General features: G+C 66.9%; 17 protein-coding genes. 6 read left to right on the top strand and 11 right to left on the bottom strand.

Annotated features, from left to right (window positions below):
* A partial coding sequence (locus QNO00_RS11300) for an HNH endonuclease signature motif containing protein (protein WP_284024582.1) occupies window positions 1–1293 on the bottom strand: 1293 nt, incomplete at its 3' end.
* 569 nt (window positions 1294–1862) lie between these two features.
* Between QNO00_RS11300 and QNO00_RS11295 the strand changes: the two genes are divergently transcribed.
* Window positions 1863–3164, top strand: a complete 1302-nt coding sequence (locus QNO00_RS11295; protein WP_502863347.1) for an Nramp family divalent metal transporter — start codon at window positions 1863–1865, stop codon at window positions 3162–3164.
* Here the strand turns inward: QNO00_RS11295 and QNO00_RS11290 are convergent.
* From QNO00_RS11290 to arsB, 4 genes are read right to left on the bottom strand one after another with little or no spacing between them, the layout of a single operon-like run.
* Window positions 3161–4693 (bottom strand): FAD-dependent oxidoreductase, encoded by a 1533-nt coding sequence (locus QNO00_RS11290; protein ID WP_284024581.1) that lies wholly within the window; start codon window positions 4691–4693, stop codon window positions 3161–3163. The genes QNO00_RS11295 and QNO00_RS11290 overlap by 4 nt on opposite strands.
* Window positions 4694–5662 (bottom strand): thioredoxin-disulfide reductase, encoded by a 969-nt coding sequence (gene trxB, locus QNO00_RS11285; RefSeq protein WP_284024580.1) that lies wholly within the window; start codon window positions 5660–5662, stop codon window positions 4694–4696.
* 29 nt (window positions 5663–5691) lie between these two features.
* Window positions 5692–6111, bottom strand: a complete 420-nt coding sequence (locus tag QNO00_RS11280) for an arsenate reductase ArsC (RefSeq protein ID WP_284024579.1) — start codon at window positions 6109–6111, stop codon at window positions 5692–5694.
* The gene (gene arsB, locus QNO00_RS11275; RefSeq protein ID WP_284024578.1) at window positions 6108–7238 is read right to left on the bottom strand and encodes an ACR3 family arsenite efflux transporter; all 1131 of its coding nucleotides are present in this window, start codon (window positions 7236–7238) and stop codon (window positions 6108–6110) included. Before arsB ends, QNO00_RS11280 begins: the two co-directional genes overlap by 4 nt.
* A 234-nt stretch (window positions 7239–7472) precedes the next feature.
* Here arsB and QNO00_RS11270 point away from each other — a divergent pair, with 234 nt between their 5' ends.
* The 3 genes from QNO00_RS11270 (at window position 7473) to QNO00_RS11260 (ending at window position 8997) form a co-directional block, all read left to right on the top strand.
* A complete protein-coding gene (locus tag QNO00_RS11270; protein WP_442860521.1) occupies window positions 7473–7790 on the top strand; it encodes an ArsR/SmtB family transcription factor in 318 nt (105 codons plus the stop codon).
* The gene (locus QNO00_RS11265) at window positions 7783–8331 is read left to right on the top strand and encodes a GNAT family N-acetyltransferase (protein ID WP_284024577.1); all 549 of its coding nucleotides are present in this window, start codon (window positions 7783–7785) and stop codon (window positions 8329–8331) included. Before QNO00_RS11270 ends, QNO00_RS11265 begins: the two co-directional genes overlap by 8 nt.
* Window positions 8332–8418: 87 nt before the next feature.
* Window positions 8419–8997, top strand: coding sequence for a GNAT family N-acetyltransferase (locus QNO00_RS11260; RefSeq protein ID WP_284024576.1), 579 nt, complete (start codon window positions 8419–8421; stop codon window positions 8995–8997).
* Window positions 8998–9015: 18 nt separating this feature from the next.
* Here the strand turns inward: QNO00_RS11260 and QNO00_RS11255 are convergent, their stop codons facing one another.
* From QNO00_RS11255 to QNO00_RS11245, 3 genes are all read right to left on the bottom strand, one after another.
* Window positions 9016–9894 (bottom strand): ABC transporter permease, encoded by an 879-nt coding sequence (locus QNO00_RS11255; RefSeq protein WP_229966281.1) that lies wholly within the window; start codon window positions 9892–9894, stop codon window positions 9016–9018.
* The gene (locus QNO00_RS11250; protein ID WP_284024575.1) at window positions 9891–10826 is read right to left on the bottom strand and encodes an ABC transporter ATP-binding protein; all 936 of its coding nucleotides are present in this window, start codon (window positions 10824–10826) and stop codon (window positions 9891–9893) included. The genes QNO00_RS11255 and QNO00_RS11250 overlap by 4 nt, the downstream gene beginning before the upstream one ends.
* A 63-nt stretch (window positions 10827–10889) precedes the next feature.
* On the bottom strand, window positions 10890–11435 hold the full coding sequence (locus tag QNO00_RS11245; protein WP_284024574.1) for a GNAT family N-acetyltransferase: 546 nt from the start codon (window positions 11433–11435) through the stop codon (window positions 10890–10892).
* A gap of 80 nt (window positions 11436–11515) precedes the next feature.
* Here QNO00_RS11245 and QNO00_RS11240 point away from each other — a divergent pair, with 80 nt between their 5' ends.
* On the top strand, window positions 11516–12196 hold the full coding sequence (locus tag QNO00_RS11240; protein WP_284024573.1) for a DUF6308 family protein: 681 nt from the start codon (window positions 11516–11518) through the stop codon (window positions 12194–12196).
* Window positions 12197–12284: 88 nt separating this feature from the next.
* Window positions 12285–12683, top strand: a complete 399-nt coding sequence (locus tag QNO00_RS11235) for a hypothetical protein (RefSeq protein WP_284024572.1) — start codon at window positions 12285–12287, stop codon at window positions 12681–12683.
* A gap of 8 nt (window positions 12684–12691) precedes the next feature.
* On the opposite strand, the gene QNO00_RS11230 is transcribed toward QNO00_RS11235, so the two are convergent.
* The 3 genes from QNO00_RS11230 to QNO00_RS11220 form a co-directional block, all read right to left on the bottom strand.
* Window positions 12692–13837 (bottom strand): glycerol dehydrogenase, encoded by a 1146-nt coding sequence (locus QNO00_RS11230; RefSeq protein ID WP_229966286.1) that lies wholly within the window; start codon window positions 13835–13837, stop codon window positions 12692–12694.
* 123 nt (window positions 13838–13960) lie between these two features.
* Complete coding sequence (locus QNO00_RS11225) at window positions 13961–15610, bottom strand: ABC transporter permease (protein WP_284024571.1); 1650 nt, start codon at window positions 15608–15610, stop codon at window positions 13961–13963.
* Complete coding sequence (locus QNO00_RS11220) at window positions 15607–16551, bottom strand: ABC transporter ATP-binding protein (RefSeq protein WP_284024570.1); 945 nt, start codon at window positions 16549–16551, stop codon at window positions 15607–15609. Before QNO00_RS11220 ends, QNO00_RS11225 begins: the two co-directional genes overlap by 4 nt.
* Between the last annotated feature and the right edge of the window lie 18 nt (window positions 16552–16569).

Raw genomic sequence — 16569 nt, 5'->3', positions numbered from 1 at the left:
TTCCCGGGACAGGCTCAGTTGCGGTTCGGTGCGGTAACACCTGCCGCCCGGTGAGGTCCACTCAATCACCCCGGGACGAGGCTGCCTGGCTTTCCAGAACCCTTCGGATTTGAACATGTGATGCCGCCGGCACAAATGCTCCAGATTGTCATGATCCGTCGGCCCGCCCCGAGCCCACGGCTTGGTGTGGTCGATCTCGGAAATTACCGCATTGGTCCGGCACCCCGGGAACCGGCAGGTTCCGTCCCGCACCCGCAGGACCCGTTTCAGTCCGTCGGGGACCTTTCGTCTTTTCCCGACCCGCAGGATCTCTTCGGTGTCCGGGTCGCGTTCCACCGGCGTCCATTTCATGGCCTCGCGGGCCATCCGCCGGGCCGTTACGGGACTGATCGGTCCGTATCCGTTCAGTTCGGCTGGCTGGTCATCGGCTCCGAAGATGGTTTCGGCGTTGATCAGCACCAGGATCTCCGTCCGAGCCTTGGGACCATGGCCAATACGGCAGGACCCGGGCCCCTTCCCGGAACCGGAATTCTTGCCGAGGCCCTTGCCCTTCCTGCCCTTCCCGCCCTTTCCGGCCCCTCGACCGGCGCCGTCGGCATCACCGCATTCATGGTCGTGCCCGCCGAGTAAGTCCGTGAGAATATCCGTGCGCAACTGATCCACCGTGCGCGTGTCCCCGGCGGCCTGCTCACCCCGGGCCGCAACACTGAGCTGAGTAAAAATGGCCTGGGCTTTCTCGGCCGGCAGTAACGCCGAGAGCCAGGACATCCCGTCCGGCTCCGGCCGCACCCACACCGTCCGCTGCTCAAACGCCGTCAACTGCCGCTGCACGATGGTCTCCGGATAGTACTGCTCCCGCAGCCGGTGAGCCTTCACCCGGAACTGGGTTCTGGTCTGGCCCGCCGCCAGACCCAGCAGCTCCGCCTCGAACCCGGTCAGCTCGCCCGGCACCACGCCCACACACTGCTCCACCAGGGTCTCGACGTGCCCGTAACTGATCTGTCCGGACTCCAACGCCTTCAGTGTGGCCGTGTTCCTGGTGCAGAGATCACCGGCCTGACTCATCAACGCCTTTCCGGTACCGGCAGGCACCCCCAGAATGGTCGCGGCTTCCTCCGCGGCGAGACTGAACGCCATCTCCGCGTCCCGCAACCCGGTAACGGATAGCGTCTCGTCCTCGTAAACGGTCTGCAGCCGGGACAGGACCCGAGCCTGCTGCGCCTGCACCCACCGCGACAAATGATTGAGCCGGGCCAACACCGTCCCGGTTTGCTCCTCGGTCAACGACTCCACATTCTGCAGGGTCAGGAACCCGGTAAACCCGTCCCGGTAACCGGCGCCAGACGCCTCAGGGGAATGGACAGAATCAACAGAGGATGAAGGAACTGGAGAGCCACCGGATCCTTGAACGTCAGCCCCGTCGCCGGCAACAGGATCAACCCCGGCACCGGCAGCAGGATCAGTGCCGGCCACCCCAGGCTCGGCGACAAAGACGAACCGACTGCAAGCTGCAGTCTCACCGCCAGTGCCGGGAGTCCCGGTCGAAGATCCGTTCTGATCCATGACTTCAGACTTTCACCCGGCACTGACATTTCCGTCTCGGAAAAGGCCTAAAACAGTCCCAAACAGGACGATTTGGTGACCCGCAAATACCTGTCTTTTTCAACGGACTACCTACGCCCCTTCATGTCGAGCATTTCCTCTTCCGCGCGTCCAGCCCGGAGACCCAGACCCCTCCCCCAGACCACACCCCACGACCTTCCCCGGCTCCCCAGGTCCCATAGGTCAAGACTTGGCTCCCCTTTTTCGAGACACCGCTAACTTTTCTTCGGCCTACCGAACTACCGTGCTAGGTTGCTGGTATGAGCCGCAAGACGCCACTCCTCCAACCAGGGGGATCCGAACCGGCGGGACACCCACCAGCGGGTTCCCCACCGCCGGTATCACCGCCTGCGCCCAAACGCCTGCTCTGGATGCTTGGCCCGGCACTGGTTGCCGGGGTCGCCTATCTGGATCCCGGCAACGTCGCCAGCAACATGACTGCGGGAGCCCGCTTCGGCTACTTGCTGGTGTGGGTTGTGGTTGCGGCGAACACCATGGCGTGGCTCATCCAATACCTCTCAGCCAAGCTGGGACTGGTCACCGGCAAGTCGCTGCCCGAACTTCTGGGCGAGAGGATCGGCCGCAAATCCGCGCGCCGGCTCTACTGGCTCCAGGCCGAACTGGTGGCGATGGCTACCGACGTCGCCGAAGTCATCGGCGGAGCAGTGGCCCTCTGGCTGCTGTTCGACCTGCCACTGCTGCTCGGCGGCGTCATCACCGGCTCAATTTCCTTGGCCGTGCTGGCGCTGCAGGGCAGCGGGCGGCACCGGACCTTCGAATACGTCATCATTTCCATGATGGCGATCATCGCCGTCGGGTTTACCGCCGGCGTCGTTATGGCGCCGCCCGACGCCGGTGCCCTGGCAAACGGCCTGGTTCCCAGGTTTGAGGGCAGTGAATCCGTGCTGCTTGCCGCTTCCATTCTTGGCGCCACCGTCATGCCGCACGCCATTTACGCGCATTCCGCACTGACCCGGGACCGCTTCCCGGACCGCAGCGCCAGCCTGACCACACCCATGCTGATCAGGGCCACGCGGTGGGATGTCACCATTGCCTTGGCAGTGGCCGGAACGGTGAACCTGGCAATCCTGCTGCTGGCGGCGAGTTCGCTGCAGGGGGTCGAGGGCACCGACACGTTGGAGGGCGCGCACGCCGCCATCGCTGCCTCGCTGGGCGGCGTCGTCGCGACCCTCTTTGCGGTGGGACTCCTTGCCTCCGGCCTGGCCTCGACGTCGGTGGGCGCCTATGCCGGCGCGGAGATCATGCAGGGGCTGCTGAAGGTTCGGATTCCGATGCTGCTGCGACGCCTGGTCACCCTGATTCCGGCCCTGCTGATCCTTGCGGCTGGCATCGACCCCACCTGGGCGCTGGTCCTGAGCCAGGTCATCCTGTCCTTCGGTATCCCGTTTGCCCTGATTCCGCTGGTCTGGCTGACCTCCCGCAAGGACCTGATGGGCGTGCACTGCAATCGCTGGTGGACGACGGCGCTGGGCGTGGTGATTGCGCTGCTTCTGGTGGGGCTGAACATCACGCTGCTGGTGCTGACCTTCAGCGGCGCCTAGCAGCAACCGCCTGTGCCTGGAGATCCCGGAGCGCCGGAGGATCCGGAGCCGGATTCCCCCGAACGTCCGTGAGCACTCCCGGTGGCGAAACCAAGCGAGACCGGCTGTGGTCCCGCCGCCGGGGCTTCACAGCACGACGACGCCGAAGCCGCCGGCTCGGTCTCGGTTTCGCAGCACGACGACGCTGCCGCTGCCGACGCCGGCTCGGCTTCGGCTTCGCAGCACGACGACGCCGACGGCTCAGTGTCACAGCCGCCCCCGCCAAGATCGGTGGAACAGACGCCGGTCTCCGGAAGCTCCAGCTCGAGCTGGTCAGCAGCAACCCAGTTGCCCGCCAGAGCGGCAGCAACGGACCGGACCTGCTCGTAGCCGGTGGCCAGCAGGAAGGTGGGCGCCCGGCCGTAGGACTTCATGCCGACAATGTAGAAGTCCTTCTCCGGATGGGCCAGCACCCGGGCTCCGTGCGGCGGCACCGTGCCGCAGCTGTGGAATTCCGGGTCAATCAGCGGTCCCAGGGCGCGGGGCGCTTCCACAGCAGGATCCAGATCCAGCCGGATTTCGCGCAGCATTTCCAGCTCGGGCCGGAAGCCGGTCGCCGGGATCAGGACGTCGACCTCCAGGGAGGTTTCGCCGTCGGGCGTTGAGCCGGTGACCAGCAGCGAATCCGCCGCCTTCAGTGCGGTGAGGGTGAAGGAGGTGTGCAGTTCGATCCCGCCCGACCGGACCAGATCCCGCAGCCGGGATCCGAGGGCACCCCGTGCCGGCAGCCCGTCCAGGTCTCCCCCGCCGTACAGCCGCGTGGCGTCGGCGCCGCGGATGGCCCACAGGATGCGGGTGTCCGGTGCGCTTTCAGCCAGATCGGCCAGGGACAGCAGCGTGTTGGCCGCGGAATGCCCGGCGCCCACCACCAGGACACGGCGGCCGGCGAAACGGTCCCGGTCGCGGCCGGTGACGTCGGGCAGGGGACGGGAAATCAGCTGCCGTGCGTCCTGCTCACCGAGGGCCGGAAGACCGGCCTGCCCCAGCGGATTCGGCTGGCTCCAGGTGCCGGAGGCGTCGACGACGGCGCGGGCCAGGTGGTCGGTGATGCTGCCGTCGGCGGCCTGCACCCGGAGAAGGAAGGGCGCGGCATCCCGGCCGGCGGTTCGGGTGCGGTCCAGGCCGGCGCGGCTGACAGCGAGCACACGCGAGCTGGTGTGCAGGGCTGCTGCAATCGGAGCAATGCGTGCCAGCGGTTCCACATACTGCTCGACCAGCTCGGTGCCGGTGGGCAGCGCCGCCGGATCCGGTGCCTGCCAGCCGTGGGCCTCGAGCAGCCGGCGCGCAGCGGCGTCCACGTTGTACTGCCACGGCGAGAACAGCTGCACATGGCCCCAGTCCCGCACGGCGGCGGCAGGCTGGTCTCCGGCTTCAAAGATCAGCGGAGTCAGACCGTTCTCCAGCAGGTGTGCCGCAGCGGCGAGGCCGATTGGCCCGGCGCCGATCACGGCAACGGGCAGGTCGGCGGACTCAGGAATTCGTTCAGACATTTATTTTCCTTCTACTAGTGCGGTGGCGATGCTGTCGGCGTCTTCCAGGGCGGCCAGATAGCGTTCGGCGTCGAGGGCTGCGGCGCAGCCGGTGCCGGCAGCGGTGATGGCCTGGCGGTAGCGGTGGTCCACGGCATCGCCGCACGCAAAAACGCCGTCGGCAGTGGTGGCGGTGGTGGGGGCGGCAACGGTGATGTAGCCCTCCGCATCCAGCTCCACCTGCCCGTGCATCAGTTCGGTGCGCGGCACATGGCCGATGGCGACAAACAGACCGTCGGCGCGGAGCTCGCGCTTGTCCCCGGTGACCGTGTCGGTCAGGGTTACGCCGGTGACCTTGTCGGTGCCATGAACGGCGGTGACCTCGCTGTTCCACTCGAACCGGATTTTGTCGTGGCTTTTCGCCCGCATCGCCATGATCCGTGAGGCCCGCAGCTCTCCGCGGCGGACGATCACGGTGACGGTTTTGCCGAACCGGCTCAGGAACAGGGCCTCCTCCATGGCTGAATCCCCGCCGCCGACCACCAGAACGTCCCGGTCCCGGAAGAAGAACCCGTCACAGGTGGCGCACCAGGAAATGCCGCGGCCGTTGAGCCGTTTTTCCTCCGGCAGACCCAGTTCCTTGTAGGCGGATCCGGTGGCCAGAATGACGCTGCGCGCCTTGTGCGTCTCCCCGCCGCCGGTCTCCACCCGCTTGGTGTGTCCGCCCAGCTGCAGGGACACGACGTCGTCGTACTGGATGGTGGCGCCGAACTTTTCCGCCTGCCGGCGCAGGTTTTCCATCAGGTCCGGGCCCTGGATGCCGTCGGGAAAGCCGGGAAAATTCTCCACCTCGGTGGTGTTCATCAGGGCGCCTCCGGCGGTCACCGAACCCGCCAGGACGCGGGGCCGCAGACCGGCGCGCGCGGCGTATATTGCCGCGGTGTAGCCGGCGGGACCGGAGCCGATGATGATGACCGGATCAGTGCTCACGAGGTGCTCCTTAGGCGGGCGGACGGATTCTACGACCGGGAAGGCTCCGGAAGCAGCTCGGCGAGCAGGGCCCGGACCCGGGCCTTGATGTCGTCGCGGATGGGGCGGACGGCCTCCACGCCCTGCCCGGCAGGATCAGCCAGCGCCCAGTCCTCGTAGCGCTTTCCCGGGAAGATGGGGCAGGTGTCGCCGCACCCCATGGTGATGACGACGTCGGATTCCCGGACTGCGTCAACGGTGAGGATCTTGGGGATTTCCGCCGACATGTCGATGCCGTCCTCGCGCATGGCGGCCACCGCGGCCGGATTCACGGTGTCGGCGGGGGCGGAGCCAGCGGACCGGACCTCGACCCGGCCGCCGGACAGGGCGGTCAGATACGCGGCGGCCATCTGTGAGCGGCCGGCGTTGTGGATGCAGACAAACAGGACTGAGGGTGCTGCGGAGGTCATGATTTCGCCTTATCGGTGGTGGTTTCCAGTGTGAGCGTGCCGGCTTCCGGAGGAAAGGAGCCAGCCGTGAAGAAGCGGCGGGCCCACAGCGCGGCATAGACCAGCGCCACGAGGACGGGAACCTCGATCAGGGGCCCGACGACGCCGGCCAGCGCCTGCCCCGACGCCACGCCATAGGTGCCGATCGCCACGGCAATGGCCAGTTCGAAGTTGTTGCCGGCAGCGGTGAAGGCCAGGGTGACGGTGCGGGCGTAACCGAGCTTCAGGATCCGGCCAAGCAGCATGCCGGCGCCGAACACCACCAGGAAATACACCAGCAGCGGCAGCGCGATGCGCACGACGTCGAGCGGCTTTTCGGTCACGGTGCCGCCCTGCATCGCGAACAGGACGGTGATGGTGAACAGCAGCCCGTACAGGGCAAACGGTCCGATTTTCGGCAGGAAGGTTCCTTCGTACCAGTCCCTGCCCTTGGCCCGTTCACCGAGGGTGCGGCTGAAGTAGCCGGCCACCAGCGGAATTCCCAGGAAGATCAGCACCGAGCCGGTGATCGCCCAGAAGGAGAACCCGGCGCTGGTGGTTTCCAGGCCCAGCCAGGACGGCAGCAGCTGGAGGTAGAACCAGCCGAGCGCGCCGAAGGCGAACACCTGGAACACCGAGTTGATGGCCACCAGCACGGCGGCGGCTTCGCGGTCTCCGCAGGCAAGGTCGTTCCAGATCAGCACCATGGCGATGCAGCGGGCCAGACCGACAATGATCAGCCCGGTCCGGTATTCGGGCAGGTCCGGCAGGAAGATCCAGGCCAGCGCGAACATGAAGGCCGGTGCGGCCACCCAGTTCAGCACCAGGGACGTGACCATGAGCTTTTTGTCCTGCAGCACCGACCCGGTCTGGCTGTACCGGACCTTGGCGAGCACCGGGTACATCATCACCAGCAGGCCGAGCGCGATGGGCAGCGAGACGTTGGCGATCTTCAGTGCGTCCAGCGCCGGACCGATGCCCGGCACAAAACGCCCCACCACCAGGCCGAGCGCCATGGCTCCCAGGATCCACAGGGGCAGGAACCGGTCCAGAGTGGACAGGCGGGCAACGGTTTGCTGCGTCCCCTCCCGGGTTGAAACTGTGCTCACGGAACTCCTAGGATGAACGCCGCCCGGAGGAGACACCGGCGGCCGGGCGGTAACCCAAACATTGATGATGGTCGATATGAGTATCCCCGGACATATCGACGAGTGTCAATGTGAGTGCATAATGGACGGGTGACTACCCTTCCCCTGGCCAAGCCCGTGTCAGCACCAGTACCGGAGGTCGCCCCGGAGGCCCCTGCGGATACCCGGGAACCGGACGCCGCAGCCTGCGACGGCGTGGCCGGCGCCTGCTGCACTCCGCTGACCAGCGGCGCCCTGGGCGGCGACGAGGCTGCCCGCTTGGCCCGGCTGCTCAAGGCTCTGGCCGATCCCACCCGGCTGCGGCTGGTCTCCCTGATCGCCGCCCGGGAGAACCGCGAGGCCTGCGTCTGCGACCTGACCGAACCGGTGAACCTGGGTCAGCCCACGGTGTCGCACCATCTGAAAATCCTGGTCGACGCCGGCATCCTGCACCGCGAAAAGCGCGGCGTCTGGGCATACTTCTCCCTGGTTCCGGGCGCCTTGGAACAGATCGGCTCCGTCTTTCGTGGCTGAGCGTCCGTTGGCTGACGCTCCCGGGCAGCAGCGCCCCGCCGTCGAACTGGTGCAGCTGCCGCTGACCGCCATCGATGCGCTGGCCGACGGAGACCTGGCGACCGCCAACCGACACTCGCCTGTGCCGCTGACCCGGCATTTTTCGTCCGACCGGCAGGCGGTGTGGAAAATCCGCAGCCTCCAGCTGGCCACGGCGCCCGACGACGCCGGCTGGGTTACCGGGGCGATTGTCGACAGCGCCACCGGGCGGGCCGTCGGTTGCGCCGGCTTCCACGGGCCTCCGGATTCCGCCGGCATGGTGGAACTGGGCTACTCGGTGGACCCCGTCCTCCGCCGCCGCGGCTATGCCCGTGCCGCGCTGGAGCTGCTCCTGGGCCGGGCGGCGCGCGAGCCGTCGGTCTGCACTGTGCGGGCCACGATCAGTCCGGACAACGAAGCGTCCCGAAACCTCATCCTGCAGTACGGATTTCAGGAGAACGGCTCGCAGTGGGACGAAGAAGACGGCCTCGAGATAATTTTCGAGGTTGCAGCCGGGCGTTAGCGCTCCTTGCCGTCCCGCCTCATGCCCCGAGCCGGGGCACCGACGTATCGGATCAGCCCGCCGGATCAGCAGCGCTAGGCTGGCGAGGTGATTTCCGAAAACCTCTTTGCCCACCAGGCCACCCTGACCACCGAGCGGCTGCGCCTGGAGCCGCTGGGGCCGGAGCACTTCGACGGCGCTTGGGCGGCCCTGCAGGATCCGGAGGCCATGCGCCTGACCGGCACCCATGCGGAATTCACGCCGGACCAGATCCGGAGCTGGCTGGCTGGGCTGGCGGGGCGGCACGACCGCGCCGACTGGGCCGTCATCCGGCGCCCGACAGGTCAGGATCAGGATCAGAAGGAGCAGTATCTGGGCGAAGTGGTGCTGAACGACCTGGATCCGGACAACGCATCCGTCGGGTTCCGGATTGTCCTGTCGCCCGCCGACGTGCTGGGGCAGGGGTACGGCACGGAGGCGACCCGCGCCGTCGTCCGGCACGCCTTTGATGACCTGGGCCTGCACCGGGTGGCGCTGGAGGTGTTTGCGTTCAATCCGAGGGCGCAGCGCGCCTACGAGAAGGCGGGCTTCACCGTCGAGGGCCGGCAGCGCAACGCCCTGCGCTGGGACGGGGCCTGGGTGGACGCCGTGAGCATGGGCATGCTCGCCATCGACCCGCGGGTGTAGCTGCGGGGCCCCCGGCGCTCAGGCGATCCGGCTGCGGATCCGCAGGGATGCCAAGACGGTGAACACAACGGTCATGACGGCGAGGATGAGCACCACGTAGGTGTTGGTGACGGCCCAGTCCCCCACCGAGGCGGTGATGCCGTAGATTTCCTGCAGCTCGGTCACGGCTTCCTGCTGCCCGCCGGCCATGGCATTCAGGGATTCGGCCGTCATCTCCTGGCGGATGGGCACCGATCCCTGCATGAAGGGCAGCGCGTTGATCACCGTCTGCACGCCGTTGGGCATCGCGCCGACGGGAATGTAAGCGCCGGCCACGAAGCCGAGGACCGTACCAGCAATCGTCGACAGCGCCGAGTAGGCGCCGGGGGTGCGGACAAAGGACACCGCCAGTGCGCTCAGCGATGCGAACGCCACACAGCTGAGCGCCACGAAGCCATAAATCGTGGCGATCTGTCCGGCGTCGAAGCTGACGCCGTCCACCAGATACAGGTAGGCCAGGCTGATGATGAGCACTGTGGTGGTCATGAGCAGCGCAATGACGCCGGCGGAGAGCAGGTAGCCAATGATCAGTTTGTCGCGGCGGATCGGCGAGACGAGGAAATCGCGGAACCGGCCCGACGCCGAGTCCTCCACAAACACGTTCATCGCACCCAGGCCGGAGGTGATGGAGGTGATGCCGACGATGCCCGCGAACATCCAGCTGTCCACGAATCCCTTGACCTCCCCTTCCGTGGCCCCGGGAAAGGACTGCTGCAGGTCCTCCACCTGCCCGTTGCCCAAGAACAGGGCGTAGAGCAGGAACAGGATCAAAGCCGAAAGCAGGGAGAAGAACACGCCCAGCCGGTCGCGGAAGAACAGCCGCAGGTTCCGGCTCATCAGGGTGAGTACGACGCTCATGTGTCTGCTCCTTTGCGTCCGGTCAGCGCCAGGAAGACGTCGTCCATGGTGCCGTGCCGGAATTCAAAGTCCAGGACGTCGTCGCCGTGCCGGTCCAGGATCCGCCGGGCAGTGGCGGCGTCATCGACCTCCAGCTGCACCACGCCGCCGTCGTCCTCCTCGCGGATGCGGGCGCCTTCTGCCGCTGCCAGCGCCAGCAGCGCCGGGCGGTTGTCCGTGGTGATGCTCAGGACCGAGCTGCTGTGCAGGGCGCGCAGCTGGGCCGGAGTGCCGTCGGCGATGATCCGGCCGCGGTCGATGATGCACACCCGGTCCGCTTCCTCGGTTTCCTCCATATAGTGCGTGGTGAGGAAGACGGTGAGCCCGTGCCGGTCCCGCAGTTCGCGGATGGTGGACCAGACGAGGGCCCGGCTGGCCGGATCCAGTCCGGCGGTGGGTTCGTCCAGGAACAGGATCGACGGCGAATGCAGCAGCGCGCGGGCAATGTCCACGCGGCGGCGCTGCCCGCCGGAATAGGTGCCGTAGCGGCGGTCCACGAAGTCCTCGAGGTCGATGAGCGCGCTCAGCTCCGCGATCCGGGTGTCATTGGCGGCGTTGTCCGCGGAGTAGAAGCGGGCCCGGGAGCGCAGGTTCTCCCGCCCGGTGAGCAGGGGGTCCAGCACGGAGTCCTGAAAAACGACGCCGATGTCTTTTCGAACCTCCCCACCGTCGGTGCGGACGTCATGCCCGCTCACCGACACTTCTCCCGCGTTGAACGGATTCACTGTCGTCAGGCAGGAAATGGTGGTGGACTTGCCGGCTCCGTTGGTGCCCAGGAAGGCAAACACGCTGCCGGCCTGCACCTCGAAGGAAAGGTCGTCGACGGCCGTGGTGGCGCCGTATTTCTTTGTCAGTCCACGGACCGAGATGGCCGTTTCCGTACTCGCAGTCAAAATTCCCCCGAAATTCTCGGCCGGCGGCCGGTTATTTGTTCAGAGTCTACGGAGAAGTCCGGTTCAGGCCGGGAGGTCATGCCATTCGAACCCTGTGGTGTCCTTGCTTTCCCAATCCTGGCGCAGGATGGCATAGGCCACCGATGCAACGCGGGGACCCTCAGCGGTGGGCCAGCCGAGACGGTAGTGCGCTTCCTTGAGGAAACCTGCACGGAGGAAGGTCTTGCGCATGGCGATGTTGTCCTCCCGCGTCTGGCCCTCAAACCGCACCGGTTCCGGAAACTGCTCAAACACCTTGGTGCACAGCGCGGCAAGCACCTTTGGCCCCAGGCCTTTGCCGCGGAACGCCTCGGCCAGGCGTAAATCAAACATGGGGGTGTCCTCGTCGAGGTCGTCCAGGACGACCAGCCCAATCCGCGCGCCGTCGTCGTCGATCCAGTAGCCGTGGGATTCCCCTGACCAGAAACGCCCGCTGGCCACGGCCTCACGGGCTGATTCCTCCGAATGCTCGGGCCGCACATGGAACGGAAACCGGTTGGTGGTCAGGAACCGAACCAGCTCGTCGGCGTCCCGTTTGGAATTCGCCATGGGACTGAAGGTAATGGGCATGGTGGGACTCTATAGAACGACAGTAGGGTGTGGAAGCAGCACCTGTTTTTAGGACTTTCCAACCCATCGACGGGGGAACCATGAAACGCGTTATTTCGACGGGCGAAATCACCGTTGATACGGCAGCGCAGAATCTGCGGGATTTCTTCACCGAAATTATGCCGCGCACCGGTTTGGTCCGCAGTAGTTCCCGGTTTGATTCGTGGGCCGGCGGCGGTGATGCCCCCGAAACGGTGAACCGGATTACCGCCGACGACCTAGTGGCTGCCTCCTTTCGGTCGGTGAAGATTCCGCCGCGGACAGCCATAGCCGTTTTGGAGACCCGGGCGGAGGAGATCTCCGATCTTTTGGCGCAGATCCCAGCGGATGTGGACCTTCCGGATGCGGACCCGCAGCGGGATCTGGGTGCCGAGAGTGCCGCCCGGCAGCTGTGGAACCTGCTCCGCGGAAAGCACGACGACGCGGGCTGGGGCGTGGGACCGAGCACCACCAGCAAGATCATGGCTCGGAAACGGCCGCGGCTGATCCCGGTTTATGATTCCATCATCCGCCGGGTGACCGCGCTGCCAGGACCCAAGGACCAGTGGCTCTACTGGCACACGTCCTATGCTGACGGGGTGCTGACCGAACGGTTGGCTGAAATTCGGGCCAAGTCCGGTATCACCGAACCTATTTCGGAACTGCGGGAACTGGATATCGTGCTCTGGATGCACGGCAAGCGGCAGGGTTTCGAACCGCAGGGCGAGGACCTCGAAAGCTGAACTCCAGCACAATCCAACCAGCCCCGAGCGTCTCCAAGCGTCGTATCCGTCGCACCTCTCGTATATCTGTCGCATCTAAGGAAAACCCATGAACACCAAATCCGGCACTGGTCCAGCACCCGAACGCGTCCAGCCGGACCCACCGGCCGACCCGCCCACACCGGGACGGGCAGCAGACAGCTTTTGGCTGGGGACGCCGTCGGGCATTGTGGCACTGGTCGCCCTGGTGCTCTCGGTCTTCCTGCCGCCTCTGTTTTTCCCGCTGGCGGGCCTGGCCTTCGTGCTGGCGGTGGGTGCCCTCGTCCGGCGCCGGCCGCGGCCGCGCAGCGCCCTAGTGGTAACGATCATCAGCGGGGTGCTGCTGCTGATGGTCTTGGCGATCGGGATCCTGGTATCGGGAATGATTCTCCAGATGGAAGATGCAGGGGGATCCGGCGAGCCGGGGGCTCCTGCAGCCCCTGCGTCCGCGCCTGCGGAGCAGCCCTAGCTGCCGGTTCAGTCCGCCTTGTACGGCACTGGTTCGGGTAGCCCTGCTTCGCGGCGGACCCGCCGGGAAAACCGCTCGATGGATTTCAGGGCGGCCACCACATCGGCGGGTCCGACATCGAATGGCATGGACTTCATAGTCTCCCCCGGCACCGTGGACGCCTCCGCCACCAGATCGAGTTCGCGGGCGTCCTCGACTGACAGCCCCACTTCGGTCAGCGTGTTCGGCAAACCGACCCGCGTGGTGAATTCCACAAAATCTCGGACTTCCGCGGTCGGTGCACCCTCGAGCACCAGCTGGGTCAGCGAGCCGATGTTCACCTTCTGCCCGTGCGCCAACCCGTGCGTTTGCGGTGCTGCGGTCAGCCCGTTGTGAATGGCGTGCGCCGCCGCCAATCCGCCGGATTCGAAGCCGAGGCCGGAAAGCAGCGTATTGGCCTCGATAACCTTCTCCAGCGCCGGAGTCACCACATGGTCCCGCGCGGCATCAAGTGCCGGGAGTGCGAACTCCCAAAGAACGTCCCAACTCAGCCGGGCCAGCGCTGTGCCGGTCTGGGTGGGCAGGCCCCCGGCCATGGTCAGCGAGTTGGAGGCAGCGGTTGCGCGCGCTTCGAGCCAGGTCGCCAGCGCGTCTCCTACGCCGTAGGCCAGGAACGACGCCGGTGCATTGGCGACAATCTGCGAGTCCACCAGCACCAGGTCCGGGTTCCGCGAAAAGAATCGATACTCCTCAAAGGCTCCATCGGCGGTGTAGATGACGGCGAGGGCCGACGTCGGCGCATCAGTGGAAGCCACGGTGGGCACCGACGCCCAGCGGATGCCTGCCGCATCTCCGGCTGCCTTGCACGCGTCGATGGTGCTGCCGCCACCGACCCCCACCACCACGTCGGCGCCAGCAGCCCGAATGGCGCCGGTTAACCTGTCGATCTCGGCAGCAGTGGGGGTTCCGTTAAAAACTTCGCGGGTCAGCGGCAGCTCATGGGTCTGCAGCGAGGTGGTGACATCGTGGCCCACGAAACCCCAGACGACGTCGTCGGCCACCATGAGCGGAGTCTTGCCGATCTGTGCCAGGAACTCGCCCAGGCGGTGAATAGCGCCGGCACCCTGCACATAACGACCGGGACTGATTACGGTACGAATTGGTGTCTGCTTCATCAGGAACTCCTGGTCCGCGTGGAGGACGGCAGGTCAACCGCCGCCTTCAGCGTAGGGGGCTGCCCACTCCACGGCTAGGGTGGCGCCGTCTTCCTCCGGAGCAGCCCTACGCCGCTCCGGACATCAAGAAGCCCCGACATCCCGGCGGCGGAACCCGACCAAGCCGGCGACCGCCAAAACGGCGGCGAACAGACCCATCAGGACCAGCGGTTCAGCCACCATTTCAGCACTCGGAAGCAGCGGGACGTGGGCCAGCGGTGAAAGGTCGGTGGCCCAATCGGGAAGGCCGAGCAGCGAACCCAGATACAGCACGACGGCGGCCCACACCACCGGCGCCCAGGCCAGGGGCAAGATTTGGGGGGCCAGGCCATACAGCGCGACGGCGATGGCTGCGCCCAGCGCGACGGCCGGCAAATAGGCGAGCGCAGCGAGCGTGAGCTTGCCGGCCCAGTCGGCGTCGCCGGTTCCCGCCCAGACGCCCGTTCCGGTGCCGAACCCGCCCACCGCGGTGAGCAGGATCGTCTGCACGGCCACCACGCCCAGCCAGCGGATGAGCAGCCCCGGCCGTGAGCTGCCGGTGACCAGCAGCTGTTCGACGCGGCCCGCATCTTCCTCGCCGCGCAGCCGCAGGACGCCGGAAACGCTGAAGATCAGCGGCGCGACCATGAGAAAGGAGAGGAGGGCGGAGGCGAAGCTGGTGGTCATGTCCGCCAGATCGACGGCGATCAGGTTCCCCAGCTCCGGAACATCGGCGAATGCGTCCTCCAGCGAGTTGGCCAGGGCACCAGACGCGGCTGCGAAGAGGAACACGCCAGCTGCCCAGGCCGCAAAGGAACCGCGCAGCAGCCGGCTCGCAAGGCCCGCCGGCGAGAGCAGTGTGCGGGGGGCGGCCGCGGGCCCGGGGTGCGGCTGGCGAAGCCCGGCCCCCAGATCCCGCCGCTGGGCCAGATACACGGCCAGGGCCAGAAGCAGCACGGTCGCCACGGCGGCCAGCGCCAGCGGTTCCCAGCGCAGGTCCACATAGAAGCGGGCCTGCTGGGCCCACGCAAGCGGGGAGAACCAGGACAGCCACGAGCCCTGGTTGTTGATTACGTCGCCGATGCCGCGGATCAGGAAGGCGGCCGCCAGGACGGCCATCGCGGTTCCGGTTGCGCTGCGGGCGTGTTCGGTCAGCTGGGCGGACACCGCCGCCACGCCGGCGAAGACCAGGCCGGTGAGTGCCGTCCCGACGCCGAGGGCCACCGAACTGGCCGTTTCCAGCTGCGATCCGGCAAGGGCCGCTATTGTTGCGGCGCCGACAGCCGCATTGGCGACGGCGACCGTGAGCACCGCTGCGGCAGCCGGGGCGAAGCTGCCCACAGGCAGCGCGCGCAGCATCTCCATCCGCCCGGATTCCTCCTCGGCGCGGGTGTGCCGGACCACCAGGAGGATGCTCATGATGGCCGAGGCCAGGAAAAGATACAGCGAGAGCTCGTTGGCGACCATGGCACCGAAGGTGTAGTTCTCCAGCCCAAAAGCCGGCCCGGTCATCATGACCGCCGCGGGGTTGGCCATCAGGCCCGCCCGCGCCTGCAGCGCTTCCGGCGTGTTGTAGGTGACTTCGAAGCTGGCCATGGACCCGGCCACCGCGAGTCCGACCGCCAGGGTCCAGACCAGGATGCGGATCCGGTCCAGACGCAGGTTCAGCCGCAGCAGCCCGCCGGTGGCGGCCCACGGGGCTGAGGATCGCCGCTCGACGGCGGCGGGGCGGGAAACCGCGGCTGCGGTGCTCATCGGACTGCCTCTTCCGCGGCTGCCTCGCCGTAGTGGCGCAGGAACAACTCTTCCAGCGACGGCGGGGTGATGGTCAGGTTCTGGACGCCTGCGTCGGCGAGCAGCAGCAGGATGTCGTTGACCCGGGCGTTGTCGACGTCGAACCGCAGGTAACCGTCGTCAACGCTGAGGTTGTGCACTCCGGCGGCGGCGGAGAGGGCGGCGGGATCCGCCGTCGTCGTCGCGGTCACCGCGGAACGGGTCAGATGGCGCAGCTGCGCCATGGTGCCCGTTTCGACGTCGCGTCCGGCGCGGATGATGGTCACTGTGTCGCACAGCTTCTCCACCTCGCCGAGGATGTGGCTGGAGAGCAGCACCGTGCGGCCCGCCTCCCGCAGGCTGCGGACCTCATCGGTGAACACCGCTTCCATCAGCGGATCCAGTCCGGAGGTGGGTTCGTCGAGGAGGTAGAGGTCGGCGTCGGAGGCCAGCGCAGCCACCAGGGCAACCTTTTGCCGGTTGCCCTTGGAATAGGTCCGCGCCTTCTTGGTGGGATCCAGTTCGAAGCGCTCGAGCAGTTCGGTGCGGCGTCGGGAACCCCGGCTACGCCGGGCGCCCTGCTCGCTGCCGTTGCGGCCGCCGCTGTGCAGGCGGGTGAAGATGTCGATCGCTTCACCGCCGGTCAGGTTCGGCCAGAGGCTGGTATCCCCCGGAACATAGGCGATGCGCCGGTGGATGGCGACGGCGTCAGCCCAGGGATCGAGTCCCAGGACTCGGGCGGTTCCGGCGTCCGCACGCAGGACGCCGAGGAGGACGCGGATGGCTGTGGACTTTCCGGCGCCGTTTGGCCCGAGGAAGCCGGCCACCTGCCCGGGCTCGACGGCGAGCGAGAAGCCGTCCAGGGCGCGGGTTGAGCCGAAGGTCTTGACCAGATTGGCGGTTTCGATGGCGAGCTGGGTCATGAGGAACTCCGGTGCGAT

It is taken from the genome of Arthrobacter sp. zg-Y1219 (assembly GCF_030125545.1).
GTDB lineage: Bacteria > Actinomycetota > Actinomycetes > Actinomycetales > Micrococcaceae > Arthrobacter_B.
Note: the sequence above shows the minus strand (reverse complement) of the source record. Positions and strands in the feature narration are given on the sequence as shown.

Excerpts from the sequence above, each read along its gene's own strand:
- QNO00_RS11220 (WP_284024570.1), bottom strand. The coding sequence starts at position 16,551 with ATGACCCAGCTCGCCATCGAAACCGCCAATCTGGTCAAGACCTTCGGC.
- QNO00_RS11290 (WP_284024581.1), bottom strand. The coding sequence starts at position 4,693 with ATGTCTGAACGAATTCCTGAGTCCGCCGACCTGCCCGTTGCCGTGATC.
- QNO00_RS11245 (WP_284024574.1), bottom strand. The coding sequence starts at position 11,435 with ATGCCCATTACCTTCAGTCCCATGGCGAATTCCAAACGGGACGCCGAC.
- QNO00_RS11240 (WP_284024573.1), top strand. The coding sequence starts at position 11,516 with ATGAAACGCGTTATTTCGACGGGCGAAATCACCGTTGATACGGCAGCG.
- QNO00_RS11235 (WP_284024572.1), top strand. The coding sequence starts at position 12,285 with ATGAACACCAAATCCGGCACTGGTCCAGCACCCGAACGCGTCCAGCCG.
- QNO00_RS11255 (WP_229966281.1), bottom strand. The coding sequence starts at position 9,894 with ATGAGCGTCGTACTCACCCTGATGAGCCGGAACCTGCGGCTGTTCTTC.
- QNO00_RS11225 (WP_284024571.1), bottom strand. The coding sequence starts at position 15,610 with ATGAGCACCGCAGCCGCGGTTTCCCGCCCCGCCGCCGTCGAGCGGCGA.
- QNO00_RS11295 (WP_502863347.1), top strand. The coding sequence starts at position 1,863 with ATGAGCCGCAAGACGCCACTCCTCCAACCAGGGGGATCCGAACCGGCG.
- QNO00_RS11230 (WP_229966286.1), bottom strand. The coding sequence starts at position 13,837 with ATGAAGCAGACACCAATTCGTACCGTAATCAGTCCCGGTCGTTATGTG.
- QNO00_RS11280 (WP_284024579.1), bottom strand. The coding sequence starts at position 6,111 with ATGACCTCCGCAGCACCCTCAGTCCTGTTTGTCTGCATCCACAACGCC.